The sequence below is a fragment of the Calothrix sp. CBUCES-K 9914 genome, assembly GCF_059640475.1.
Map to the genome: position 1 here is coordinate 20,093 of NZ_JBXXZH010000062.1, position 20,936 is coordinate 41,028.

A 20,936-nucleotide genomic window follows, 5' to 3' on the forward strand; every position below is an offset into this window, starting at 1 on the left:
CTAAATACATCTTACTTTAGTTATAAAGTGATATAATGATTTTTACGAACAAAACAAAACATTGGATATGATTTTGATACATAATTTTTAATAAATTGCAACTGCGATAAGAGGTATATTTTTTATTAATCTTCTGTTAATCTTTCGTTTGGGTAACTTTTAATACAGATAAAAGTATCAAAAAGTACTCATATTTATGTAAGTAGCACAAATTCGTTCGACCTTTAGGAACTTTTGAAAGTGTTGAAGAAAGTAGTGATGATAGGGGCGACTGCCCTACTGCTCCTTAGCGGGCCGTTGACAAATAATGCCTTTGCTCAAACAGTAACCGCTGATGATTTAAAAAAGGTGGCAGACGCTGCCGCTGCCGCTCAAACAGCAGGAGATACGGCATTCATGCTTGTATCATCTGCTCTAGTGTTGTTAATGACACCTGGGTTGGCTTTCTTCTACGGTGGATTTGTTCGGTCACGCAACGTGCTGAATACGCTGATGATGAGTTTTGCACTCATGGCGATAGTGGGAGTTACCTGGATTTTATGGGGCTATAGCTTCGCGTTTGCGCCAGGTAATGCCATTATTGGCGGTATTCAATGGATGTTTGGGAATGTTGGTTTAGATATAACTGGTTATTTGCCGCATATGGCGTATGAAAATGCGCTTAAAGCTGCTGATCCCAAGTATAGTGACGTTGTATCGTATGCAGCGACGATTCCTCATCAGGCATTCATGATTTATCAAGCCATGTTTGCCATTATTACTCCAGCCTTAATATCTGGTGCCATTGCTGAACGGATGAGCTTCACTGCTTACTCGTTGTTCGTGCTGTTATGGTCTACATTTGTTTATTCTCCACTAGCTCACATGGTTTGGGCAAAAGGTGGATTGTTAGGTTTGTACGGTGGATGGGGCGCCCTTGACTTCGCTGGTGGTACTGTAGTACACATTAGTTCTGGAGTTTCGGCATTAGTTGCAGCAATAATGCTAGGTTCTCGTAAAACATATCCAGACCGTCTTAGCCCTCCACATAACGTACCATTTATTCTATTAGGTGCTGGTTTATTGTGGTTTGGTTGGTTTGGTTTTAACGCTGGCAGCGCATTAGCTTCCGGTTCTTTAGCAACTTCTGCTTTTGTCGCAACTAATACAGCAGCAGCAGCAGCAACATTAGTTTGGTTAATTTTAGAAAAAGTACTGCGTGGTAAACCAACCGCAGTTGGTGCAGCAACAGGCGCCGTAGCTGGTTTAGTTGGTATTACTCCAGCCGCAGGATTTGTAACTCCATTGGCATCGATATTAATTGGTGGTATTACATCCTTCGTCTGCTTCTACGCAGTTAGCTTTAAGCACAAAGTTCAAATTGATGACGCTCTAGATACATATCCAGTGCATGGTGTTGGTGGTACAGTTGGCGCGATTTTAACGGGTATATTTGCCACTAAACTTGTGAACCCAGCAGGCGCTAATGGTTTACTGTACGGAAACCCCAAACAATTACTGATTCAAATTGCCGCAGTTGCCATAGCTTATGTTATCGCAGGTGCAGGAACTTGGGTTATCCTCAAAATTGTTGAAGCTACCGTTGGTTTGCGAGTCAAAGAAGAAGCAGAATTTCAAGGTATCGATATTAACGAACACGGAGAAGAAGCTTACAACGAGGAATTCGGCGAACGAATATCGCTTGGAAATAAATAGTTGAATCCTGACTTGATATTTTCTCAAAATCTAGGCTACAAAAGTGGACATCGGCGATTACAATGCATACCATCTGTAAAGAATTCGGTCAATGTAGCACGTGTCCACCTCTGCTAAATCCTTCCCAATCTGGGCTTTTTTCTCGCTATTAACCAATGGCGCACTAGTCTTGGCGGTCATCTTGCTGTTTTCACGACAGCACGGTATGACCGCCCTTTTTCGTAGAGCTACCCCTAACTCACAAAACAGCATTCAAGCGTTACCAACAAAAACACCACAACTTGGTGAGCGTCATCAACTCAGCTACACTCAGTGGGTAGATATTCTTAAACGTGAAGCTGATGTCGCGGCAACTAAACGTCCACAACGTTTAACAATATTGGCTGGTGACTCTCTTTCGTTATGGTTTCCAACAGAATTATTACCAGAAGAACGCAGTTGGCTCAACCAAGGTATTTCTGGAGAAACTAGTACTGGGCTACTGAAGCGTTTAAATTTATTTAACCGTACTCAGCCAGAAACAATTTTTGTCATGATTGGCATTAATGATTTGATACGAGGGGTTGAGGACAGTAAAATCTTAGATAATTATCGTCAAATTATTACTTCCTTGCGCGCGTCCCATCCAAAATCTCAAATTGTAGTTCAATCAATATTGCCGCATGGTGCCTCTGAAGCGACTTGGGAAGGAAAACAAAAGCTGTTAGCCATTCCAAATAGCCGAATACGCGAACTTAACCAGCAGTTACAGAATATTGCAATTAAAGAAGGTATAAAATATTTGGATTTACAACCACTGTTTACCAATAGTCAAGGAAATCTACGTCCTGATTTCAGTACGGACGGTTTACATTTAAGTCCAAAAGGCTACTTAGTATGGCGTTCAGCATTACAGCTATATAGTGAAATGGAATTGGCACCACAACCGTCTGTTAATAATAAGGACAAAGAATAGAGGTTAGTAGCCCACTAAGCGCGACAATAAAATATAGTAAATTCTGAAGATTTTTGCAGAAATATCAATGGATACTAAAGCATTTAAACGTTCGTTACAACATTCTGAAAATTACCATCGTCGCAGCTTCGGGCATCAAGCGGAAGTTGCCGCTGAGTTAGAATCAGAGTATCAAAGCAATTTAATCCAAGAAATTCGCAATAATAATTATAATCTAAAGCGTGCGGATGTAACGATTCGTTTAGCTCAAGCATTTGGTTTTTGTTGGGGAGTTGAGCGCGCAGTTGCGATGGCATACGAGACACGCAAGCATTTTCCTACTGAACAAATTTGGATTACCAACGAAATTATTCATAACCCTTCGGTAAACCAGCGTTTACGTGAAATGGAAGTTAAATTTATTTCTGTTGAAGCTGGTACAAAAAACTTTTCGGTTGTCGAAAGTGGTGATGTGGTAATACTACCTGCATTTGGCGCCAGTGTTCAAGAAATGCAGCTACTAAACGAAAAGGGTTGTAAAATAGTTGACACAACCTGTCCGTGGGTTTCTAAAGTTTGGAATACTGTAGAGAAGCATAAAAAAGGCGACTTTACTTCAATCATTCACGGTAAATACAATCACGAAGAAACTGTAGCCACAAGTTCATTTGCTGGGAAATATTTGATTGTTTTAAATTTACAGCAAGCACAATATGTCACTAACTATATATTAAATGGTGGTGATAAAGAAGAGTTTATGGCAAAATTCAGTAAAGCTTGTTCAGCAGGGTTTGACCCGCAAGTAGATTTAGAACGGGTTGGTATTGCCAATCAAACTACCATGCTCAAAGGAGAAACCGAGCAAATTGGTAAATTATTCGAGCGGACAATGATGCAAAAATATGGACCGCAAGAGTTAAACGACCATTTTCAAAGTTTCAATACCATTTGTGATGCAACTCAAGAACGTCAAGATGCAATGTTCGAGTTAGTTGATGAAAAGCTCGATTTAATGATAGTAATAGGTGGATTTAATTCATCAAATACTACCCACCTCCAAGAAATTGCTGTCGAACGCGCGGTTCCTTCATATCATATTGATTGTGTAGAACGTATCAAGTCACGTAATGCCATCGAACACCGTGAATTGAACGGTGAATTAAAAATAACAGACAATTGGTTGCCTGATGGAGAAATTGTTGTTGGTGTAACAAGTGGCGCCTCAACTCCTGATAAAGTTGTCGAAGATATAATCGAAAAAATCTTTGAACTCAAAGCAACTGCTGCCGTAGTTTAGCAATATCTTGTAGCACAGGCATCCCTGCCTGTGCATTTAATTAATTAACGTCCAAACACCTCATTAGAAGCATAGTTTTGGCGCCCGCCCTTGAATATTGAAAAGAACAGGCAGGGATGCCTGTTCCACAAGAGATACAATATAGTGAATTTGTTAACCACCCCATAAGACTTTCATGGAGCGCGCGATATTGGTTGGCTGCATTGAGTCTATTGCTGCTGTTGGTTCGTAACCGCAGTGCATCATACAGTCGGCGCATTTGGGGTTGCCGCTTGCTCGACCATATTTATCCCAGTCGGTTTCATTAAGTAGTTCTTGGAAGGTTTTGTAATGTCCTTCGTTGAGTAGGTAACAAGGTTTTTGCCATCCTAGTACGCTGTAACATGGCATTCCCCAAGGTGTACATTCGTAGTCTTTTTCACCTGTGAGAAAATCAAGGAATAGTGGGTTATTGTTGAAACTCCAATTCTTTTGACCTGCTTTCCAAGGTGCCAGTATTTGACGGAATAAAGCGCGTGTTTGATCACGTTTGAGAAAATCATCTTGGTTGGGCGCCCACTCATAGTTATAACCAGGGGATATTGTCATCCCGTCAATACCCAAAGATGTAACAAAATCAAAGAATTCTTGCATGTCTTTGGGGTCAGTACCATCAAACACTGTTGTATTTGTCGCTACTTGAAAACCTCTAGCTTTTGCTGCACGAATTGCTTTCACCGCAGTATCAAATACACCTTTACGGTCAACACATTTATCGTGTAAATCCCGCATTCCATCCAGGTGAACGGTAAATGTTAGATATGGTGATGGTGTAAATTTATCCAGACTTTTTTCTAATAACAATCCATTTGTACATAGATAAATAAACTTTTTACGCGCGACTAGTCCCCGCACAATCTCATCAATTTGTGGATGTAACAAAGGTTCTCCACCTGGTATTGAGACAACAGGGGCGCCGCATTCTTCAACAGCAGCAAAACATTGTTCAGGTGTCATATTTTGCTTAAGTATTTCCGTAGGATGCTGGATTTTACCACATCCAGAACACGCTAAGTTACACCTAAACAGCGGTTCGAGCATTAAGACAAGTGGAAAACGTTTGCGCCCTTTTAGACGTTGCGCGACTAGATATTTACCGATTTCTATCGCTTGCATTAAGTTAATTGACATTTTTCACTCCCCGGTAAGTTCATATATCAAACCATTACTTAGCAATATAAGTAAAGAAAACTGTAATTGTTTTAATTTTTCGCGACGTATCCCTGAGATATAAACCATTCAACCGCATCTTTTAAGGCTATATGTACAGGAGTTTGCGGTAGACCTAGTTCACGCACAGCTTTTGATGCGTCATAATACATCGCATGTTGTGCCATCCTCACTCCGTCAACTGGTACTGAGGGTGTTTTGCCCAAGCGTGCGAGTACATTTTCATCCAACCAAGCTACACAATAAGGAATCCAAGGTGGTATGGTACGATTCGGTGCAGGCAAATTCGTAATTTGTGCCAGCTGGTCGAGAATTTGCTTGAGTGTAAGATTTTGATTCCCTAAAATATAACGTTCTCCTGATTTTCCTTTATGAAGTGCAAGTAAGTGTCCCCAAGCAACATCACGCACGTCAATAAGATTTAACCCAGTATCGATATAAGCGGGCATTTTTCGACGCAAAAATCTTAGGACAATATCCCCCCCTGTAGGAGTGGGTTTGATGTCCATTGGACCCACAGGTGTACTAGGATTAACAATTACGACCTCTTGACCAGAAGCAGCAGCACTAACAGCTTCTTGTTCAGACCAGTATTTAGACTTCTTGTATTCACCAACAAGTTCCGAAACTGAACTTTGGTGAGTTTCATCAACCGCGCCTTCGCCAACACCAATTGCAGCAACCGAACTTGTGTACACTGTACGAGATACACCCGCTCTTTTTGCAGCTGCTAAAATATTGCGCGTCCCGACAACGTTATTTTGATAAAGTAACTCTTTATCTTTTTGCCATAGTGAATAATGGGCAGCTACATGAAAAAGATACTGACAACCCACGATTTGTTGCCAAAGGTCTGGGTTATTTAAATCACCTTTGACTATTTCTAGATTATGAAGATTTTTTAAATTGCTAAGGTTACTGTTCGCGCGTGCTAGTGCATAAACAAAATACCCTTGCTGAACTAACAAGCGTACTAAGTTGGCACCGACAAAACCTGTACCACCTGTGACAAAAACTTTTTGCATTTTAGCCAATGGTTAATTTTCTGGTTAATTGTTCTTAAACTGTTTACGCTTAAACCAATCATCGAGAATTGTGTATAAAACAGGCACAACAATCAAACTTAATACCGTAGAACTAATTAGTCCTCCAGCAATAGCAACTGCCATCGGTGAACGTAACTCTGAACCGGCACCGATACCCAATGCTATTGGCACCATACCTAAAATAGTAGCAACCGTAGTCATCATGATTGGTCGAAATCTAACTGGTCCTGCTTCAAGAATAGCTTGACTACGAGTTGCTCCTTCGCGTCGCAGTTGGTTAATATAATCAACGAGCAGAATGGCGTTTTTGTTGCTGATACCGAGCAAAAACACAAAACCAATCAGCGATATCATCCCAAAATCGCTTCTAGTAATTAGTAGTGCTATTACTGCTCCAACGAGTGCTAGGGGTAATGAAATACCAATTACTACTGGGTCTTGCCAACCTCCAAACAACCCAACCAACACGATAATAATACACAGTGCTGATAGCAGTAGAGTCGAGCCAAAACTTCCAAGAACTTCGTTTTGACGCGCCGAGTCTCCTCCTAAATCTAATTTGACATCTTTTGGTATTATAGTTTTTGCCAACTCGACTAGCTTGTCAGTGGCATCACCGAGTGATAAATCTTTACCTAAGTTAGCGCTTACATAAGCAACACGCTGATTGTTCAAACGTTCAATTTGAAAAACTTCCTCACTACTATTTCCTTCACCTGTATAAGTGATATCAGCAAAACCTGGTATTTTTTTCAAACGCTCTGCCACAGACTTAGCTGCTGGGTTAAGACTTTGAAGGTTTTCACCTTGCAATGCTACCTGAAGAGGTTTTTGAGAACCTGTATCAACGAATTGAATATCTTCAACACTAACATTAACATCGGGCAGTTGAGGTAAACTCGCGCGCAGTTGTTCTTGAAGGTCGGCAGTTTTAACAAGACGATTTTCTTTGAGTTTTACATAAAGCGTACCTTTGTTCGGCTCACCTTCGCGCGAACCAACGGTGGTAAATACTGTTTCAACATCAGGTACTTTTCTGACCACTGTCTCAAGTTTCTTTGCGATAGCAAGTGACTCATCCAAAGGATTAGATGAAATTGGGGCACTTGATATAGCAAATGATGAACTGTCACCTGGAGTCAGAATACTTCCTAAAGCGTCTTGTGCAGCTTGTTTGCTTTTTTCAATTAACTTAGTCAGCGATGCTGTATACGTAACATTAAATTCTCCTCGGTCAAGTTTTGGAATAAATCCTTTGGGGATAATGGGAATAATTGCTGTCCCAATTACAAAGCTTAGTACAGCTAACCCCATTACCATCTTGCGATGATTCAGTGACCAACGCAATAAATCTTGATAACGTCCGGCAAAATAACCCCATCGTTTTTCTGGTTGTTCTACCTGGCGCCTGGATGGTTTAATCCAGTAAATTGCTAATACAGGTGAAAGAGTGCGCGCGACTAACAGCGAAGTTAGCATTGCTGCGGAAACAGTAATTCCAAACGGTTTAAAAAACTGACCGACAACTCCACCCATTAAACCAATTGGTAGAAAAACTGCTACAGCGGTTAGAGTTGCTGCTGTCACGGTCAATCCAATTTCCGAAGTAGCCGAAAATGAAGCTTGACGAGGAGTTTCACCCTTATCAATGTGGCGCATAATATTTTCTACATCGACAATTGCGTCATCAATGATACTACCTATCACTAGTGCTAATGCGAGGAGCGTAATTGTCTCTAAGTTAAAGCCAAACAATGCCATGACAATAAACGTTCCCACTAATGAGATGGGAATCGCAAGTGCCGATATTAATGTTGCCGACCAATTTCTTAAAAAAGGATAAATTACAACTACCGACAAAACAATCGCTTCGATCAACGAATCAATTGTTGCGTGAGTTGCTCTACGAATATACTCTGCTTGCGTAGACGCTAAATTTAGTTTTACCGAAGGTAAATCTTTACTAAGTCGAGTCACTTCTTGCTCAACTCTACTAACTACCTCCAAAGTATTCGCATCACCACGTTTAATCACCTGAAATGCAAGTGCGTCCTTTGCATTAAACCTTACTAACGTGGCGCCACTTCCTGGTTGACTTGTAGCTTGGGTTAAATTTGGTTCACCCAGTAGTACAACTTTAAGAACTCCAGGTAGTTTCGATACAGATGGTAGTATTTTACTGTTAGCAAGTTTGGCTAAATCATTCAAAGAAAGCTTAGAACTTTCAATCGCATAACTAATTGCCGCTGATTCGTTGAGATTAAATGGAATCACCTGATATTGAGCGCCATCGATTAGTTTAACTTGCTTGAGTACACTTTCAACAGCGCTTTTCGACTCTTCTAAATCCGTCCCCACCGCAAACGTGACACTCACAACCGCTTGTCCGGGATAAGTTGACGAACGAATATCATCTAAATTTTCCAACGACTGAAGACGCTGTTCAATAACTTTTGTTAACTTTGCTTCTGTATCGAGTGCATTAGTCAGTGGTGCATTTGCATTTACTACCACTACAGGAAAAGTAATATCTGGAAACAAAGCATACTTCAGCGAGGTAAACGCCAAAATTCCAGCTACCATTACAGCAAGCCAAAACGATAACGTCAACCAAGAATTCTGGATTGCCACCCTAGATATATTAAAGCGGTCGCGGGCTGATTTTGGAGGATTCACTTTTACCATCGTTGACTGCAATTGTCACTGATTTCTGATTTTAAAGCGAATTTTAAGTTTCAGTACAGATATTTGAAGCACTGTAAAGCAAAATTCTTTTCAAATTGTGATATCTTATTTTAAAATCTATCTTTAGATAGATGAAAAATAAATTTATATTTTAAGTAAGTAAGTTTCTTTAGAAAAAATTACGTACACTAAAAGTCGTAATCAACATCATGTATCTTTAAGTTAATTCTTATATTTTGACACTTAAGTATGCAACTTGGGACTGAGGCACACAAGCAATTATTTTGTCAAAGTTTTGCTAAAACTCATCTAGACTACGAACCCGAACATCTTCCCTTTCCCGATCTAAATGAGGAAGAACTCGCACGTTTAAAAGCAATACCATTTTGGGCAAAAGCGCTTGATATCGAGCGTGAAGCGGGTGCAATGGTAAATGCTTTTGCTAAAACTGTCTCCGACTCAGTAATCAACAAGGCAGTTGCGCTCCAGGGTTATGAAGAAACACGACATGCAAGACTGATTCAAACGCTGATAAATCGTTACGATATTGAAATGTCCGAACGTCCGGTAGTTATTATTCCGCAAAACATCGAACCAGCGTTTACCACCTTTGGTTTTGAGGAGTGTCTTGATTCATTTTTTGCCTTTGGGTTATTTGGCATTGCAAAAGAAGCAAAAGTCTTTCCCGAACAGATTTTTAATATCTTCGACCCCATCCTCGACGAAGAAGCGCGTCATATAGTCTTCTTCATCAACTGGTTTACCTACAGACAAATCCAGCAAAGTAAAATACCATTACTTCGGTCATCAAAAACGCTTTGGTATTATTTCAGAGCATTTAGAAACATCATGGGAGCAGTCACAGAAGGAGACACAACTGGAAACGGATTTACAGCAACAGGCGCCGTTACCTTTAACATAGACTTAACGCCGCAAAAATTCCTCAGCGTCTGTATCAAAGAAAATCAGCGTCGCATGAGTAAATTCGACCCGCAACTACTCCAACCTCAATTTATACCAACACTCTGTAAAATCGCCCTAAACATACTCCAACTCACCTCAAAACCCCACACCACCAAACCAATAGAAAGCACGGTTCGCTCGTAATAAGCACTGAGCGTGCTTCCCTCCCCTGTGTGTTGGGGTTAAGATTTGTTAAGAATATTAAGAAAGCACCAAAGTGCTTATTACGAGCATGGGAGAAAATTTGGTTTTTGTTCCGCAAGGCGCCGAATATAAAGCAGTATGTAATGGTTTGAAGCGTATTCACAAAAATTTTCCACAGGTTGTCTCTATTCCTGTAGGTGGTAAAGCTTTAACTAAATACTTACAGGAATGGTATCAGACGGTGAATTTACGTACAGACCAACAAAATTTTGCCTTGGTTATGGGTTTGTGTGGCGGTTTGAAGTCTGATTACAATGTCGGTGATGTTGTGCTTTATGAAACCTGCATTTATCAAAACCAAGTTCATCAGTGTAATGTTGATTTGACTAATCAATTAGAGTTACACCTTAAACAAAATGTACCGAGAGTTAAGGCCTTGACGAGTGATAGTATTATTTTCTCTAAGAATGAGAAGATTTTGTTAAGTGCTGGTGCCGATGTTGTTGATATGGAAGGTTTTAGTGCATTAAATTTTTTGAGTTCGGTTGGTGTCAAAGTGGCAATGTTACGAGTAGTCAGCGATGGATGTAAACATGATTTGCCGAATCTAAATTCTGCACTCAGTCCAGAAGGTACACTTAAAGCTTTACCATTAGCTTTAGGTATGTTACGTCAACCCATCGCTGCTAGTCATTTAATATATGGTTCGTTACGAGGATTGAAGGTTTTGGAGAATGTAACAGCGGATCTGTTTCAAGAACCAGGTTGCTTTTCGTAAACTCTCCCCTTCCAGGCGCCTCCCCGTCCTTGCCAATGACGCAAGGCTGAGTCTAAAGTCATTAATGTGTACAAAAATGCAATCACTGGTAAGCAAAAAGCATATAACGGCGAGCAACGGTAAAAATTAATTGTTGGATAGTAAGCTAAAGTCATTAACAACCACCCTATTAAACCGGATGCTGCGACTAACCAGTTGTTTGTAATTAAACCAACTACGAGTCCTAAAGGTGAAACTAGGTAAACTAAAGTCATTCCTAATAAAGTTCCAAGTAGCAGTAGCGGCGAGTAATTAAGTTGTGTATAAGCAGTTCTAGCTACCATATCCCAAATTGTTTCTAGGGAATTATACTCCCTTAAACTGTGCGTTGAAGAACTTAGTCCCAACCAGATTGGATTTCTGAGTGCTGAGTGCTGAGTGCTGAGTTCTGAGTGCTGAGTTGGGGTTACTGTTTTTATTGCATTTGCCAGGGCACAATCATCAATTAATGCTTGTTTAACAGCTTGAATTCCACCAATGCGTTCGAGGGCATCACGACGAATTAATATACAACCACCAGCAGCAGCGGCAGTAGATTTACTAGGGTCGTTTACCCAACGGAAAGGATAAAGTTTTTGAAAGAAAAATACAAAAGCTGGAATCAATAACTTTTCCCAAAAACTTTCGCATCGTAATCTCACCATTACTGAAGCAAGGTCTAAATTGTCTTGAGTAGCTTTTTTAACGAGATTACTCAGATTGCGATAATCATGCTCAATATCTGCATCTGCTAGTAAGTAATAATCAGGGTTAAAAGTACTAGAAAAGCGAAGACCTTGTTCAACAGCCCAAAGTTTACCTGACCAACCAGGTGGTAATGGTAAAGCATTAACAATATGCAATTGTTGAGTGTTGTTAAGTTTTGTGACAGTTTTCAATGCCACCTCAGCAGTACCATCGCTACTGTTGTCATCGACCAAAACTATATTTAATGTCCCTGAATAATCTTGACGTAATATAGATTCTAAAGTTATGGGTAATAATTCTGCTTCGTTGCGCGCGGGTATTATAGCACAAACGCTAGGGAAAAACTTAAAATCGGACTGTGTATCCTCAAGTTTTTCATTATGAACCCAAAACCCTCCTCTAAAAATCAGTAGTCCTATCCAAATCAATACGGTTAGTAATGTAAGAACCAATTCAATAAGTGTCATAGTACTCTTGCTTATAACTGCTTTTACGTGGGAGAATACGGTTTCTCTCTAGGCGCGAGATAACACTTGTATTCTGAGTGTGCCGCATTCATACTAGTTTCGATTTTGAGGCTGAGTAGTATTTCATGCAAACTCAAGATAGGGTAACTTTATCAAAAGTCCCAGCAGCAATTGCAAACAGTCAAAATTATCTTTTGTCGATTCAATACCCCGATGGTTATTGGTGGGCTGAATTAGAATCGAATGTCACCATTACAGCAGAAGTTGTTCTACTTCACAAGATTTGGGGTACAGACAACACTCGACCTTTACACAAGATTGAAAAATATCTTCGCTCCCAACAACGTTCTAATGGCAGTTGGGAACTTTTTTATGGTGATGGTGGAGATTTAAGCACCTCAGTCGAAGCGTATATGGCGCTGAAGTTGTTGGGTGTTGCCGAAACAGACCCAGCCTTACTTAGAGCCAGTAGATTTATTTTAGAGAAAGGCGGTATTAGTAAAACACGAATCTTTACTAAGCTGCATTTAGCATTAATCGGCTGTTATAGCTGGCGCGGTATTCCTTCACTTCCTCCTTGGATAATGCTGCTGCCAGATGATTTCATATTTAATATCTATGAAATGTCTAGTTGGGCACGTTCTAGTACCGTGCCTTTACTGATTGTCATTGACCGTAAACCTGTATATGTAACCCATCCCGGCATCAGTTTGAATGAACTTTATACAGAAGGTATAGATAATGTCAAGTATGAACTACCACGTAATAATGATTGGACTGACATATTTTTAGCAGTAGATGAAGCTTTCAAACTTGGCGAAAGCTTAAACTTGGTGCCTTTTCGCTCTCTTGGAGTTCAAGCTGCTGAAAAATGGATTTTAGAACGGCAAGAAGTGACGGGAGATTGGGGTGGAATTATTCCAGCAATGCTCAATTCGCTTCTGGGATTACGCGCGCTTAACTATGATGTCAACGACCCGATAGTAGTGCGTGGACTCAAAGCTATTGATAATTTTGCCATTGAAACAGCTGATTCATACCGTGTACAACCTTGTATTTCACCAGTTTGGGATACTGCTTGGGTAATACGCGCGTTAATTGAGTCAGGTTTGGCGCCTGACCATCCAGACATTGTAAGCGCTGGTGAATGGTTACTTTCTAAGCAAATCTTTGAGTACGGAGACTGGGCAGTAAAAAATAGTCATGGTAAACCAGGTGCCTGGGCATTTGAATTTGATAATAAGTTCTACCCTGATGTAGATGACACAGCTGTAGTTGTCATGGCATTAACTCTTGCGAAACTTCCAAATGAGAAACTCAAAGCAGTAGCAATGACACGGGCAATAGATTGGGTCGCGACGATGCAGTGTAAACAAGGTGGTTGGGCTGCATTTGATGTCAATAATGATTCTGATTGGCTGAATATGATTCCTTATGGTGATCTTAAAGCCATGATCGACCCGAACACAGCAGATGTAACCGCACGCGTTCTTGAAATGCTCGGTTGCTGTGATTTATCAATAAATCAAGATGATTTTGACCGTGCGCTTGATTATTTGTTGAAAGAGCAAGAAACTGAGGGATGTTGGTTTGGACGCTGGGGTGTAAATTACATCTATGGGACTAGTGGCGCCCTTTCTGCTTTAGCGAGTATGGCGCCATCTCAAAAAACAAGTATTCAACGAGGCGCCGCTTGGTTGATAAGCTGTCAAAATACCGATGGTGGTTGGGGTGAAACTTGCCGCAGCTATGATGACCCCAGCTTAAAAGGCAAAGGACGTAGTACCGCATCGCAGACCGCTTGGGCACTATTAGGTTTACTGTCTGCTGGTCAAGCAACTGGTAAATATGCTATAGATACGATTAGACATGGTGTAGATTACTTGGTTGCAACTCAGCTAAGTGATGGTACTTGGAACGAAGACGATTTTACAGGAACAGGTTTTCCCGGTCATTTCTATCTAAAGTATCATTTATACCAACAGTACTTTCCTTTGCTTGCTCTTGGTCGCTATCAAGCACTCATAACGTGATTTTGGTTTCGTAGTAAGGGCTTTAGTCCTTAATTCAAGCTTTGAAGTGCTTACTACAAACCCACCAAAATTACTGACAACAGACCACTAGCATTCAAAGAGTTTAATCGCTTTAGATACAGCATTAGCTTGCTACAAAAATATTTTTTTCTATTAGCATTGAAAAGCAATATTGTATAGTTCATATAAAACAATCTTGTTTTAATTCAATTGCATAAAAATATTCCCAAGCATACAAAAGCATGATATGCTCTTGGGAACTTTTATAAAAGTAATCCTGTCTATAAAGGAGTTTATGTACTGATTTTGCAAACGTACCAAAACCATAGCTCAACATTCACTCTAGTCAGTAATAATTGTATAAAATATTTCTTTAAAGTTATTGTGAATGTGGTTGCACTTTAAAAGAAAGTGTGCGTAAAAAATCATAATAGTAGAAAGTCGAGAAAATATAGTATGTAGATATATTTCAGATATCTGTATAATCATTTTGCCGTAATTAACAAGGAGTGTTAGGCAATGTAAAAGTCCTGCCCATATCATTAAATGCGGCACAAAACAAGCTAAAATTTAACTTTTTTAAGCGTCTTATTTATGATGAGACAGCAACTTTATGGCTTGCCCTTAAGCTTCTAGTTGCAAACTAGATGACAAAATATAAATAAACTTTATAATAGCTAAAAAATGCTTAAGTTTTACTTAAATATGTGTAAATAATATTTAGAAGGCAGGAAACTGCAAGTGGGGGAAAATAACCAGAGGAGTGTAACAAATGGATTTACGCACAGATGCTTTACAGTTATTGAAAGAGACTAGCCGGACTTTTTATATCCCCATAGTTCGTTTACCACGAGGCTTGCAGGAAGCTGTCGCTTCAGCATATTTGTGTATGCGCGCTATTGACCAAATCGAGGATGATTCAGAACTTGATAACAAAATTAAATCACAATTGCTACGAAGTATTAGCTTAACTTTACAAGCTGGAGTTGACGGGTTTGGAGTTGATGCTTTTAATGAGGAGTTTTTTGGATACGAGAGCAAGCTTGAAGAAGTTACTCTTCGACTGCGTGAGTGGTTGATATTGGCGCCTGAGAGCATTGCACCTAGAATTTGGGATGCTACCGCAGCAATGTCCGACCGAATGGCGTACTGGGCAGAACGAAACTGGAGGATAAACGATGAGTCAGATTTAGACCGCTACACGTTTGGAGTTGCTGGCGCCGTTGGGTTATTGCTTTCAGATTTATGGTCTTGGTACGATGGGATACAAACCAATAGAACTTTAGCAATTGGTTTTGGTCGAGGATTACAAGCAGTAAACATTATCCGCAATCATAGCGAAGATTCAACTCGTGGCGTTAACTTCTTACCCAAAGGTTGGAATGCTGACAAAATGCAAGCTTACGCGCGTAGAAATTTGGCTTTAGCAGATGCCTACAACGCTTCGCTTCCTGCCAACAGTCCAGCATTAGACTTTTGCCAAATACCCCTAACCTTAGCTTATGGTACTCTCGAAGCCATCGCACACGGCAAAGAAAAACTTAGTCGCAGCGATGTTGTTGCACTCCTAGAACAAGTAATGGGTTACAATCCTGGTTAGCTAAATATGTTAGAGACGCAATATATAGCGTCTCTACAATTGTAATATCAAATCATAACGTTAGACATTTTGAGACACGTTTCCTCCAGCAAGCTTTGGTGGTAAGACGAAACCAAAATATGCAGCAGCAAAAGCACTAGCTGCATTGAGGAAAACATTGTAGCCGAATAATGGCATCAAATTAAAAAGCGTTTTCGTGAATGGTAATAAACCCATTATGGCAATTACGATGTAAGCAACAAAAAATATGCGGTTATACTGTCTAGCACCTGCGTGAGTCAAATAAGAAGTAATTCCTAATAATCCAACAGCACAGTGAACAAGGTTATGCAAAAAATTGGTTGGAAATAGTCCAAAAAGATATCCAAAGCCAGCGGCATAAGCATTTGGAGCCTCATGTGCTGGTACATAAGAAACATCTGTTCCAGGTATAGAAACAAAAGCTGGAATAAATCCGGCTATACCAAGAACTAAAAATAAAATTCCAATTCCTAAAGCACAGTAGCGTTCTGCCGCGCGCATAGTGTTGATGTCAACCATGTGAGAAAATATCCTTTACTTTTACAAATCTTTTTTAGATTTAAAAATGCAATCTTGGGTACTGGGTTTCAAAATTCAAGAAGCATTACTTTTTATTCAACGCATGATTGCTAAATGCTTAATCTATCAAAAGATAGGGTTTTACATGTATTGACTGTTGTTAATGATAAACTTTTATTGTATACGTTAATACGTAATTAATTATGAATAATGATGTTGTTCTGTTTTTAGCTAGTGCTGTTGTGTTTATCCTTTATCTTGTTTTTTCTGCTTGGACTGAGATGGGGACAAAGTTACCTTGGAAGAAGTAAGACAGGCAAGATGTTCGGACAGGCAAGATGCCTATCCTACGGGGAATTTTACTTTTTGGGTTTTTCGGGTAGGTTGCGCGGAGGAATTAATCGACCTTGGTAAAATTCTTTTTCAAGTTTACCAAGCCTGAACCATGTGAAACTAAAAACGAGAAAAGTTAGTGATGCGATGCTTGTAGCTGTAATGCTAGAGGTAAGCTGGCTTAACACTGGGATCAATGCCCACGTGGCGCCTGTAAATCCAATTACCGTGCGAATTTTTTGTATACGTCTTAGTGCCTGACTACAGCTACTACAATAAACCGTATGTGAGTGATACCTTTCCATTAACTCAGGACGGGTTTTTGTGGATTGTGCTAATATTTGTCCGGGGAAAAAATCTACTTTGTATTCGTTTACCCACTGACGTAACTGAGTTACAAAAGTATCCGCAGCAGTAGGTAGATAGAAAGCTTTGGTATAATTTGCACTTCCTCCAGCTTGTTCAAGATAACGTTCTTGAAAATGAAGGAAAATTTGGTCGTCTTCTAAAACGTTATTTTGTCCAATGTGTGAATACCAACGTGGTGTAATCTTAAATATTAAACGCGGTATCGGTGAGGAAAACTTGAATGGGAAGCGTGCGAACAATCTACACTCACCTTTACGAATCGGAGTTGCGTAAACTACGGTCATTGTTCTGCCAAACTGCTTCGATGTTATATCATGCCACATCAAACCCGGCGCCACAAAAGTTGTATCTTGGCGCCCTAAAGTTCCACGTCGTGGTCCTTCTTCCCATTTACCTTTAAATCCATATTTACCCGCTTCAACGACTTCTAACTCTACAGGTGCAGCATTCGCACGATTTCCTACCGAACGATGGTGCGTATACGGTACATGACTTGCATCCAAGACGTTTTCCATTAACGTTAGCGCATCGTAAGGCAAATCGCGAAATGTATCAATGCATACCCAATCATCTACAGTTTCATTTAATGGTTCGACGATAGGAGCTTTGGTATTAGCTGCATTTTCCGGTTTTCCGGGATAGACAAACAAAAGTCCTTGATGAACGCTTGTAGGTAATGATTTTACACACGCGCGCTTTGAGGTTTGCGCTTGTCCTGATGCTGGTTGCTGTGGAATATCTTGACATTCTCCGTTGCCAGCAAATGTCCAACCATGATATGGACACTCTAAAAGCCCATTCTGATTAATTCTACCCTCTGACAATGGCGCCAAACGGTGTGGACACTTGTCTTCAAATACGCTCCAGCTTTGCGTATTATTATCCCACCAGATAACTATATCTTGACCTAGCAAGGTAAACTTAGTCGGCGCCAATTTATCTAAATCGCGAACGTAATGCACAGGATACCAGACTTCCAAAACATCAAAGCGATTTGAATCACTACCACCCGCACTCATACTTGCGACAGATGGATTACTGGAGATTTCTACTGAAGTTTTTTGTGTAGATACATTTGATAGAGTGTTATCTGTCTTTGATGATGTCGCAGTCATTATAGTTTGTGTAGTTTGTTTATCGCCATTAAATATCTTTCTTTACATCTTTTAACATATTTCCCTCGTAGGGTGCGTGAAGGCTACCAGCAGACTTCAACGTAGTTATAAGAGTTGTAGCCTTCACGCACCTCACAAAATTGCTATCTCTTAAGTTAAATTTAATAATTTTTATTTAAACAGAGAAATTAAACATAGATTAAATAAGCGTATAAAGATTTAAATTTTTTTATAAATTTTTTTGCAAAGTTAATATATAATATTCATACTAAGGGTAGAAGCTCTCTCCATTCTGTTGGGAGAGTTAACAAAGAGTCTAGCCCTTTATCTTAGATAGCAGGAGCCTAAGCGAAAGCAATGGTGACACTTTAATAAACTTGAGTTAGAGGAATAGTTACGCTTTTGCGCTTTGACGCGAAGTGCATCGCATGGTGTGAGCAGTCATTGATAACAAAAAACAGAACAAAACGCAGTTAGTTGCCCTATTAGATTCAAAACAGTGAAGGCTGAATCAGGAGCAGTACGGATGTAGCGGGTGCAAATATATATTCTTTTCTTTACTTCGTACTGCACGACAAATTAGGCAATTTTAGTTAATTCACCAGGGTTGACGCAATAAGAACGCAGCAAGTTGAATCAAACTTGCTCTGTTGTTGTCGATTCTTTACTACCAAAAGATTATTGAGTTTTTGACTATGACTTACCAAATTGAAACAGATAGAAGTCCCAGACGACGTGGAGTTGTTCAAAGTATATGGGACATCGGAGTAATTACATCTCTAGTTATTCTTGCGTTTACAGCTCAAAGTGGTAACTCTGGTCAGCAGAGTGCTTCCTCACCAGCAAGACCAGTCAGTGCTGCTGAAGTCGCTGGTAACTACAGAGATTTCATAGGCAAAACAGTAACGATAAAAAGTAAACCATCTCAAAAGCTTGACGCGAATTCATTCACTTTGAAGGATGGAATGTTTGCACAGCAAGAACCGCTTTTAGTTGTAAATGCAACGAAAAAACCGTTTAATGTACCTGCTGGTAATGTTGAAGTGCAGATTATAGGTCAGGTACGGGACTTTTCCATTTCAGATATTGAACGCGAATACAAGTTGAATTTGAATGACGACGTGTACAGTGGCTATATCAGACGACCTGTACTTGTTGCTCAAAATATTGCTTTGGCGCCTCAACCAGATCAAGTAGCCCAAAATCCACAGAAATACAACGGGAAAACAGTTGCGGTTACAGGTGAGGTTGAAAAAACTGAAGGTTCTGATTTGATTACATTAAATAAAGATCAGTGGATTAAGGGTAAAGACCTACCTGTTGTATTAACATCACATAAAATTCCACTTAATCAAGGTCAGCAAGTTACAGTACTTGGTGAAGTGCGCCCATTTAACGCCAACGCAATACAGCAAGAATACAATTTATCTTGGAATGCAAACGTTAAACAACAATTGGAAGATAAGTATAAAAATACACCAGTTGTAGTTGCAGACGTAGTTTATCCGTAACTAAAACCTCATTCCACATGTGACACGAAGTCAAATCAGGCTTAAGTTCGTATTAAGATAAACCACTGTTTTTCAAAAAAACGACAAAATTACTACTGAGTAGCTGACCTTTAGAAGGCGATACAGTATGTTCTTGGAAAATACCGTTGTCTTATCGCGAATGCAGTTTGCGCTGACAGCTTTGTTTCATATGCTTTGGCCTGTGCTAACTACTGGCATGGGCATTTATCTGGTAATTGTGGAAGGCTTATGGCTGAAAACTCGCAACAGTGATTACTATTACCATGCGCGTTTTTGGTCGAAGCTATATATTCTCAACTTTGGAATCGGGGTAGCAACTGGGATTCCGATGGAATTCCAATTTGGAACTAACTGGGCGCCATTTTCTGAAGCGGTCGGGAATTTTTTTGGCAGTATCATGGGGTTTGAAGCCACTTGGGCATTCATGCTGGAAGCTGCTTCTTTAGGAATCATGGTATTTGGCTGGGAACGAGTCAATCCAATCATCCATTATGCTTCAACAATTTTAGTTGCAGTCGGTGCCAACATGTCCACATTTTGGATATTGGTAGCAAACTCGTGGATGCAAACTCCTGCGGGAGGTAAATTGGTTGATGGCAAGTTTATCATCAGCGACTACTTCGAGGCGATATTCAATCCATTCATGAAAGTAAGCATTCTCCACATGTTTTTTGCAACATTGGAGACTTCGCTGTTTGTAATTGGCGGCATTAGCGCTTGGTATATTTTAAACAAGCGTAATCCTGCCTTTTTCTCGCGGTCTTTAAAAATAGTTATCGCTGCTGTAATTGCAGTAGCGCCATTACAAATCTATATCGGACATTTGAGTGCCGAACAGGTATATCATCGTCAACCTGCCAAACTCGCAGCAATGGAAGCACGTTGGCAAACAATACCCGCAGGGCAATCTGCTGATTACAGCTTAGTAGCATTACCTAATGACAAAGCAGAAAAAAACGATTGGGAACTCTCCGTACCCAATGGATTAGGTTATGTGCTTGAATTCAAACCAAAGCTTTCCGAACCTGTCTTAGGTCTAAAAGAATTTAAACCAGAAAATAGACCGCATCTTGTTGGTCTAATTTACTACTCATTCCGAACAATGGTAGGGATAGGGTTTGCACTAGCTGGACTAATGTTATTAACTACATTGCAATGGTTACGGGGCAAACTTTCAACGGAAAATATTACTGAGCAAAAATGGTTACTACGTGCTTGGATGTTTGCCGCACCACTTGGGTACATCGCCATTGACACAGGCTGGATTGTTCGTTGTGTCGGGCGGCAACCTTGGACATTATACAATCAACTCCGTACAGTAGACTCCGTATCCAAACTGCCTCCTAGTAATGTTCTAACTACCTTAATTTGTTACGCTACCGTATACACAATGCTGTTATGTGCAGCCCTTTACTTTGGCAGTCGAATAATTCGTAAAGGTCCAAATCTTAATTTGCCAATACCGGGTAT

The 20,936-nt window shown here is 40.1% G+C and carries 15 protein-coding genes; 9 read left to right on the forward strand and 6 right to left on the reverse strand.

The features are described 5' to 3' along the window. Positions 1-240: 240 nt before the first annotated feature. The 3 genes from AC2JBO_RS16160 (at position 241) to AC2JBO_RS16170 (ending at position 3,926) form a co-directional block, all read left to right on the forward strand. Positions 241-1,695, forward strand: coding sequence for an ammonium transporter (locus AC2JBO_RS16160; RefSeq protein ID WP_496954670.1), 1,455 nt, complete (start codon positions 241-243; stop codon positions 1,693-1,695). A 100-nt stretch (positions 1,696-1,795) separates the two neighbouring features. Beyond that, positions 1,796-2,650, forward strand: coding sequence for an SGNH/GDSL hydrolase family protein (locus AC2JBO_RS16165; protein ID WP_496954671.1), 855 nt, complete (start codon positions 1,796-1,798; stop codon positions 2,648-2,650). Between the two features lie 67 nt (positions 2,651-2,717). Then, positions 2,718-3,926 (forward strand): 4-hydroxy-3-methylbut-2-enyl diphosphate reductase, encoded by a 1,209-nt coding sequence (locus AC2JBO_RS16170; RefSeq protein WP_496954672.1) that lies wholly within the window; start codon positions 2,718-2,720, stop codon positions 3,924-3,926. Between the two features lie 153 nt (positions 3,927-4,079). Here the strand turns inward: AC2JBO_RS16170 and hpnH are convergent, their stop codons facing one another. From hpnH to AC2JBO_RS16185, 3 genes are all read right to left on the reverse strand, one after another. Then, complete coding sequence (gene hpnH, locus AC2JBO_RS16175) at positions 4,080-5,096, reverse strand: adenosyl-hopene transferase HpnH (RefSeq protein WP_496954673.1); 1,017 nt, start codon at positions 5,094-5,096, stop codon at positions 4,080-4,082. A gap of 71 nt (positions 5,097-5,167) precedes the next feature. Further along, a complete protein-coding gene (gene hpnA / locus AC2JBO_RS16180) occupies positions 5,168-6,160 on the reverse strand; it encodes a hopanoid-associated sugar epimerase (RefSeq protein ID WP_496954685.1) in 993 nt (330 codons plus the stop codon). Positions 6,161-6,184: 24 nt separating this feature from the next. After that, positions 6,185-8,866, reverse strand: a complete 2,682-nt coding sequence (locus AC2JBO_RS16185) for an efflux RND transporter permease subunit (RefSeq protein WP_496954674.1) — start codon at positions 8,864-8,866, stop codon at positions 6,185-6,187. A 249-nt stretch (positions 8,867-9,115) separates the two neighbouring features. On the opposite strand from AC2JBO_RS16185, the gene AC2JBO_RS16190 reads away from it, so the two are divergent. After that, on the forward strand, positions 9,116-9,973 hold the full coding sequence (locus tag AC2JBO_RS16190; RefSeq protein ID WP_496954675.1) for a ferritin-like domain-containing protein: 858 nt from the start codon (positions 9,116-9,118) through the stop codon (positions 9,971-9,973). A 73-nt stretch (positions 9,974-10,046) separates the two neighbouring features. Beyond that, positions 10,047-10,751, forward strand: a complete 705-nt coding sequence (locus tag AC2JBO_RS16195) for a 5'-methylthioadenosine/S-adenosylhomocysteine nucleosidase family protein (RefSeq protein ID WP_496954676.1) — start codon at positions 10,047-10,049, stop codon at positions 10,749-10,751. Here AC2JBO_RS16195 and AC2JBO_RS16200 read toward each other — a convergent pair. Next, a complete protein-coding gene (locus AC2JBO_RS16200; protein WP_496954677.1) occupies positions 10,727-11,944 on the reverse strand; it encodes a glycosyltransferase in 1,218 nt (405 codons plus the stop codon). The two genes, AC2JBO_RS16195 and AC2JBO_RS16200, sit on opposite strands and share 25 nt — an antisense overlap. A 125-nt stretch (positions 11,945-12,069) precedes the next feature. On the opposite strand from AC2JBO_RS16200, the gene shc reads away from it, so the two are divergent. Next, positions 12,070-13,977: a squalene--hopene cyclase gene (gene shc / locus AC2JBO_RS16205; protein ID WP_496954678.1), complete on the forward strand. Its 1,908-nt coding sequence runs from the start codon at positions 12,070-12,072 to the stop codon at positions 13,975-13,977. Between the two features lie 772 nt (positions 13,978-14,749). Continuing rightward, positions 14,750-15,577 carry a squalene/phytoene synthase family protein gene (locus AC2JBO_RS16210; protein WP_496954679.1) on the forward strand — a complete coding sequence of 276 codons (828 nt, stop codon included), beginning with the start codon at positions 14,750-14,752 and terminating at the stop codon, positions 15,575-15,577. A 60-nt stretch (positions 15,578-15,637) separates the two neighbouring features. Here the strand turns inward: AC2JBO_RS16210 and AC2JBO_RS16215 are convergent, their stop codons facing one another. Together AC2JBO_RS16215 and AC2JBO_RS16220 are read right to left on the reverse strand one after the other, a co-directional pair. After that, the gene (locus AC2JBO_RS16215) at positions 15,638-16,117 is read right to left on the reverse strand and encodes a DUF4383 domain-containing protein (protein WP_496954680.1); all 480 of its coding nucleotides are present in this window, start codon (positions 16,115-16,117) and stop codon (positions 15,638-15,640) included. Between the two features lie 359 nt (positions 16,118-16,476). After that, entirely contained in the window at positions 16,477-17,838 is a 1,362-nt protein-coding gene (locus AC2JBO_RS16220; RefSeq protein WP_496954686.1) for an aromatic ring-hydroxylating dioxygenase subunit alpha, read from the reverse strand. Between the two features lie 791 nt (positions 17,839-18,629). Here AC2JBO_RS16220 and AC2JBO_RS16225 point away from each other — a divergent pair. Both AC2JBO_RS16225 and AC2JBO_RS16230 read left to right on the forward strand, forming a co-directional pair. Then, a complete protein-coding gene (locus tag AC2JBO_RS16225) occupies positions 18,630-19,445 on the forward strand; it encodes a hypothetical protein (RefSeq protein WP_496954681.1) in 816 nt (271 codons plus the stop codon). 127 nt (positions 19,446-19,572) lie between these two features. Further along, positions 19,573-20,936: cytochrome ubiquinol oxidase subunit I (locus AC2JBO_RS16230; RefSeq protein WP_496954682.1), on the forward strand; the 1,364-nt coding region annotated here is incomplete at its 3' end.

What these genes read in the sequence shown, in the direction of transcription:
- shc (WP_496954678.1), top strand. Translation starts at nt 12,070, where the DNA reads ATGCAAACTCAAGATAGGGTAACTTTATCAAAAGTCCCAGCAGCAATT.
- hpnA (WP_496954685.1), bottom strand. Translation starts at nt 6,160, where the DNA reads ATGCAAAAAGTTTTTGTCACAGGTGGTACAGGTTTTGTCGGTGCCAAC.
- AC2JBO_RS16210 (WP_496954679.1), top strand. Translation starts at nt 14,750, where the DNA reads ATGGATTTACGCACAGATGCTTTACAGTTATTGAAAGAGACTAGCCGG.
- AC2JBO_RS16190 (WP_496954675.1), top strand. Translation starts at nt 9,116, where the DNA reads ATGCAACTTGGGACTGAGGCACACAAGCAATTATTTTGTCAAAGTTTT.
- AC2JBO_RS16185 (WP_496954674.1), bottom strand. Translation starts at nt 8,866, where the DNA reads ATGGTAAAAGTGAATCCTCCAAAATCAGCCCGCGACCGCTTTAATATA.
- AC2JBO_RS16200 (WP_496954677.1), bottom strand. Translation starts at nt 11,944, where the DNA reads ATGACACTTATTGAATTGGTTCTTACATTACTAACCGTATTGATTTGG.
- AC2JBO_RS16220 (WP_496954686.1), bottom strand. Translation starts at nt 17,838, where the DNA reads ATGAGTGCGGGTGGTAGTGATTCAAATCGCTTTGATGTTTTGGAAGTC.
- AC2JBO_RS16225 (WP_496954681.1), top strand. Translation starts at nt 18,630, where the DNA reads ATGACTTACCAAATTGAAACAGATAGAAGTCCCAGACGACGTGGAGTT.
- hpnH (WP_496954673.1), bottom strand. Translation starts at nt 5,096, where the DNA reads ATGTCAATTAACTTAATGCAAGCGATAGAAATCGGTAAATATCTAGTC.
- AC2JBO_RS16170 (WP_496954672.1), top strand. Translation starts at nt 2,718, where the DNA reads ATGGATACTAAAGCATTTAAACGTTCGTTACAACATTCTGAAAATTAC.
- AC2JBO_RS16215 (WP_496954680.1), bottom strand. Translation starts at nt 16,117, where the DNA reads ATGGTTGACATCAACACTATGCGCGCGGCAGAACGCTACTGTGCTTTA.